Genomic DNA, 5,397 nt, shown 5'->3' on the forward strand with positions numbered 1-5,397 from the left:
TAAAGATTATTTAAAGTTTAAAAAAATATTATTCAGCTAGAATAATGATTATTTAAAAAAATGAACAAAATGTTAAAGAAAGTATTTGTGGCTTTTGCCCTCTTGAGTTCTAGCTTTGCCCATGCCAATGAGCAAACAAGTTATTATAATGGAAATTTAGTTTACAATATTGAAAGCATTACTGAAGCTCAACTAAAAGATCTTACCGCTAAGTATATTATTCATCCAAATTGCAGCTTATTTGTTGAAAATTTTCGTAATGTCTTTAATTACAACTTAAAAGAAGCTAGTTCAAATATTACAAACAGCTCACGTAATGAGTTTTTAAATATATTACGTCAGTTACAAACAAGATTATTTAATACTACACCAGAACAGCAAGAATTTGCTTGTTATCTCTTTAATCGTAAATTAGATAATTTACAGGATGAACCTGATAACGGTGAAGCTAACGACACCTCTAGTAATCTAACTAGTGATACACCAACAACTAGTGATACGCCAACTACAAATAATCAATAAAAAAAGAGCTGGAAAACCAGCTCATTTTTTTAGACATATAAAAAAGAGGCCATAAGCCTCTTTTTTTTCTAAATCTTATTTAGATTGAGTTGTACCAGTAACGAATACATCTACACGACGATCTGGTGCTAAACATGCTGCTAAAGCTTGACGACCTTTAACATCATAACAACCGTTAGTTACAGGTTCAGATGAACCAACACCTTTAACAGTTAATAATGATTCGTTAACGCCTTGTGATACTAAGTAGTTAGCTACTGTTTGTGCACGACGCTCAGATAGTTTTAAGTTATAAGCTGCAGAACCAGTACGGTCAGCGTGACCTACAACTTCAACGCCTGATACAGTTGCGTTAGGGTTGTTGTAACGAGCTAATACACCTGCAAATGCTTCTGTTGCATTAGGAGCTAATTTGTCAGAGTTTAGAGCGAATAATACGTCAGATTTTAATTCAAATTTTTCAGTTGTAACAACTGGAGCTGCAACTACTGGTTTGTGTTGACCAAATACGTAGCTTACAGTTGCTTGTACTAAATGAACATCTGGGTTGTATTTGTGGCTGTTGTTGTGAACTGACTCAGATAAAGTTACAGCGTAAGAACCTTCTGCAGCGTTAAGTCTTGAATCTTTGAATGTTCTGAAGTAAGCTTTATACTCAACACCCACTGCGAATGAATCAACGAAGTAGTACTCTAAACCAGCTGAAGCGTATGGAGCTACACGTGTTTTTTCTGAAACAGTACCGTCTGTAGCAGTTACTTTGTTAAAGAAAACACCTGCACCTAAACCAGCGTATACATTAACTTTAGAACCGATGAATTGGTTGAATTTAACACCTAAATCTAATACGTTAGCTTTGTGAGTAAAGCTTGTTGTATCTAAGTTGTAAGTGTTATTTGCAGGTTTCTGCCAACCTAATTCAAAAGCTACGTGGTTGTTTAAACGGTAACCTAAGAATAGACCGTAACCAGTACCGTCACCATCGTGGTATTGGTTGTTGTTTGAGTCTGTGTTTAATTTTACTGTGTTGTGGTAGTCAGTGTAACCAACTTTACCAGTCACGTAAAAACTGTTTGCTGAAGGAGCAGCAAAAGCTACTGAAGTAGCTGTTAAAGCTAATAAAGCTGCAGCTGTTTTTTTCATGTAAGACCTCTAAATCTTTATATGTTATTTTATTTTACGTACTTTTATAAAAAGCAAGGTAAAATTAGGATTTTCACTTGAACCAATGAAATCCATTAACAGAATACAATCATTTTTATTATATCATAATAAAAATTGTTCTTTAATACTTTTAAGAGAGAATTTTAGCCGTGTTTATCAACATTTTACAATATAAATGTTTTTTTAAGTAAAATTTATGCCAAAATTAAGGCAAAAAAAGTAGAGCGCAAAAGCTCTACTTTTTTACTATTCTCCTTTCAGAAACTCGTTATAAAGATTTAAAAGTTCTTTAAGGTTAAACTGTTTTGCTTCTAAAGATTTGTAAATCTTGTATTCAAGCTCATGACCATATAAGTGAGCAATGGTCATTTTTTGAGTTTGACCAGCTCGGTTAATACGGTTACATGCTTGAATATAAGTTTCACAACTATGTATAGGAGCAAACCAAATTATTAAACTTGCACTAGTAGCTGTAATACCATGAGACATGGTTGTTGGAATAGCTAGCAGTACATCAAGATCATCTGTATTTTGGAGTTTATTAAAAATATCTGCCCTTTCTTTTTCTCTAACATCAGAGTTTATTTTTGCAACTTTGAATTTAGTTGATAACTCATCATAGAGAATGTCTAGTGTACTTTTATACGGAACAAAAATTAGAGTTTTACCTTTATTTTTTTCCGTTCTTTCCGCACGGGCGATTTCAATTAAACGAATTGCTTCTTGAACCCTAGTTTTATTATCTAAGGTGATAATCTCTTTACTGTTGTCGTATACCGCACCACAACATGCCTGTATAATTTTTCCAACAATAGCAGCTCCATTTGCAGGAGTTATACTTGCTCCATTGCGTAAACGAACATATTCATACTCTCTCAATTGCTTGATCATGGATTTTTGTTCGTTTGATAATTCACATTTGGAGTAAGTGTTTACTAAATCTGGTAAATCTAAACAATCTTCTTTTTTAATACGAATCGCAGGGTTGAAATAGTTATAAACTAGGTCAAGAGACATTTCAACACTTTTAAAGTCATCTATGTTATCAGATGCCGAATTAAGGAAACGTAAGTTGAGATTTAAAGTCATTACCCCTTTAAAGTGTGAGTAGGTAATGCCAGTTAAGTTTTGTGGACATACCATTAGGACTTGTCCATATGCTTCAAGCGGTGAGTTAGGTACAGGTGTACCTGTAATACCCCATACATAAGACGCCTTTTTGGTAATTTTTTGTAAATTTTTCCAACGTGCTGTTGTATGAGTTTTATAAGTTGTTAATTCATCAATCACCACAAGGTCATAATTTTGCTCGAGGAGTTGAGGTAATACTACTTCCACACCATCTGGATTAATGATATGTATCTGAGCATCGGTTTCTGTAATTAATTCAATACGACGTTTTTTGGTTGAAGCATAGAGAATCTGTGATGTTAAATCACAGTCCATAGCTTGTAGAGTGCTTTGCCAAGCATCTCGCATTACAGATAGTGGACTAACAATGAGAACTTTCTTAATTTGTCCGATTTTATAAAGGTAATTTACAGCGTGTAAAGTTGCTAATGTTTTACCTGTACCCATGTCTGCAAGACAAAAGCAGTTCTTATGTACCGATAGAAAAGCAGAAATCTTGTACTGGTGTTCAAAAGGGGTTAATTCCCCTGGCCAATCGTATTCTCCCTTTTTAACTATTGGACTAAGTGTAGTAGCATTTAAGTCTGCAAGTTTTTGAGCATTCTCAAAGTTCCAGTCAACTTCAACAATGTAACCTGTTTTATCTTCTGGAATTTGATGGACAACCGCATTCGGGATTGATTCTAAAATTTCATTTTGAAGGCGAGTCCAAACAAATAACTTTTGTTCATCTTCACTAGGAATGATATTGTTTTGACCCATTGCCTGTTTGATTTTCTGGAGCGAAATCATATCTTTTGAACACATTAATTACTTAAATTCTTAGATACTATCTATTTTACCAGTGATTGAGTAAATTATTCTTACTTTTTTTACTTTTTTTGTCATATTTACCAAAGTTCATATAAAAATTAGCGTATTTTCTTAAAATAACCTTAATAAATTATAGACAAAGTAAAACCCCTGTTTGTTATTAACAAACAGAGGCATGATATAGAATAGGGTTCGTTTTTTATATTAGAATGATGTGATTACACCAAGTGCTACTGCTGAAGTTGAGAAATCATGTGTTGTAGTAACATTAGATGCTGTAATATCTTTCTTAGCTCTTGCTATGCCACCTTCAAGGAATACACGTACATTTAAGCTTTTATATTTGTATACATCTGATTTTGCACCAAGATATACACGAACAGAATTAGATTTTATTTCATTTGAACTAGTTGTATAGTCAGTAGAGCTATGTACATAAGAAATACCTGTGTAAGGTTGGAAATATTGATTTAATACATAGCTTGCTTTAGCTGCTATAGACCAAGCGTTTGTATGTGAATATCCTGGACTAGTGTAAGTTTTATCTCTATTATAAGTTAATGCAACACCGTAATTTACACCAGCAACTTTACTATACCAAGCTAAATCAAAAGAGTTAATCGTTTGATCTTTTTTAGCTGCAGATGTAGTTACACGTTTAGCGGTGTTAGCGTAAATAGCTTGAACTTTACCCACGTCTACTACATTATAGGAAAATGCACCTGCCCATTGTGATAGACGGGTAGTAGCTGTTTGATTGGTTTTACCGTATGAAAGTCCAAAACCTATATTACCTACGGTATTGCGATATTGGATTGCACTATCAAATGAAGTAGCAGCTGTCCATGCAGTATAACTTAAATGGTTGTACGATTTATCATCAATTTTTAAAACATTGGTATCATCACCAAATTTCCAATCAGAAACTACAGGGAACTTACCATATTTTAATTCACCCCAACCTTTATAGCTAAGATGTACAGTACCAACATTTAAAATGAAACCGTATCTTGAATGTTTACCACCCTTAGCGGTGCTAGAATAGGTTCCGTCAGTATAGGAATCTGTCTCGCTATATATATAGTTGAATCCGTGTTGACCACGCACAAAGAAGCCTAATTCTAGACCTTGACCATCACCGATTTTACCACCAAACCAAACACGAGTACGTAAATCATTACGTTCTTGCTTAAATTTAGCGTATAAAACAGAGTCAGTTTTGTGTTCTACATTAAAATGATTAATATAGCCACGAATCTGAGCCCCAAAAGTTAAAGAAGCGTTATCAGACTTATAAATTGTTGCTGAGAACGCAGTAGTTGCCACTGTTGCCAATACTAAGGAGAGAAGAGTTCTTTTCATATTTAAATTTCTATATTAAAATTGAGAGTTTTTCTTGGAGAGTTTTAATAGCATTTTAACTTATATATTTTAAGTATAACAATTAAATGTAAAAAATTATTGAAAATAAACACTTTTTGGCAAAATATTTTTTAAAAATGTGTCACAGATCACACTTTTTTGGCAAATAAAAAAGAAGAGAGTATTAAAACTCTCTTCTTGAAGAAAATATTTAGAAAGAAATTCTTAATCCTGTTGAAGCAAAAATATAGTTAAATTTAGATTTAACATTTAAGTTATCATCAGGATAAAATTTCTTGTCAGTCTCTTTTATATATGTAATTTCTGTAAAAAAGTTTATTTTAAATTCATCTAAAGTATATAAATCAGAACTTAAACCTAGGATAAAATTATACTGCTTAATAT

General features: G+C 32.9%; 5 protein-coding genes. 1 reads left to right on the forward strand and 4 read right to left on the reverse strand.

The window, feature by feature from the left end; translation table 11 throughout:
- The first annotated feature begins 69 nt into the window (after nucleotides 1–69).
- On the forward strand, nucleotides 70–522 hold the full coding sequence (locus CJP74_RS07010; RefSeq protein ID WP_147397066.1) for a hypothetical protein: 453 nt from the start codon (nucleotides 70–72) through the stop codon (nucleotides 520–522).
- Between the two features lie 75 nt (nucleotides 523–597).
- On the opposite strand, the gene CJP74_RS07015 is transcribed toward CJP74_RS07010, so the two are convergent.
- From CJP74_RS07015 to CJP74_RS08145, 4 genes are all read right to left on the reverse strand, one after another.
- Nucleotides 598–1,665, reverse strand: a complete 1,068-nt coding sequence (locus CJP74_RS07015) for an outer membrane beta-barrel protein (RefSeq protein WP_119497672.1) — start codon at nucleotides 1,663–1,665, stop codon at nucleotides 598–600.
- Between the two features lie 267 nt (nucleotides 1,666–1,932).
- The gene (locus tag CJP74_RS07020; protein WP_119497674.1) at nucleotides 1,933–3,624 is read right to left on the reverse strand and encodes an SNF2-related protein; all 1,692 of its coding nucleotides are present in this window, start codon (nucleotides 3,622–3,624) and stop codon (nucleotides 1,933–1,935) included.
- Between the two features lie 210 nt (nucleotides 3,625–3,834).
- Nucleotides 3,835–4,992: a porin gene (locus tag CJP74_RS07025; RefSeq protein ID WP_119497676.1), complete on the reverse strand. Its 1,158-nt coding sequence runs from the start codon at nucleotides 4,990–4,992 to the stop codon at nucleotides 3,835–3,837.
- 211 nt (nucleotides 4,993–5,203) lie between these two features.
- Nucleotides 5,204–5,397 (reverse strand): hypothetical protein (locus tag CJP74_RS08145; RefSeq protein WP_222987008.1); only part of this gene is annotated, 194 nt, incomplete at its 5' end.

Origin of the sequence: Psittacicella melopsittaci (assembly GCF_003585925.1) — a bacterium.
GTDB lineage: Bacteria > Pseudomonadota > Gammaproteobacteria > Enterobacterales > Psittacicellaceae > Psittacicella > Psittacicella melopsittaci.

Coding starts and splice junctions, on each gene's coding strand:
- CJP74_RS07010 (WP_147397066.1), top strand. CDS start 70: ATGTTAAAGAAAGTATTTGTGGCTTTTGCCCTCTTGAGTTCTAGCTTT.
- CJP74_RS07015 (WP_119497672.1), bottom strand. CDS start 1,665: ATGAAAAAAACAGCTGCAGCTTTATTAGCTTTAACAGCTACTTCAGTA.
- CJP74_RS07020 (WP_119497674.1), bottom strand. CDS start 3,624: ATGTGTTCAAAAGATATGATTTCGCTCCAGAAAATCAAACAGGCAATG.
- CJP74_RS07025 (WP_119497676.1), bottom strand. CDS start 4,992: ATGAAAAGAACTCTTCTCTCCTTAGTATTGGCAACAGTGGCAACTACT.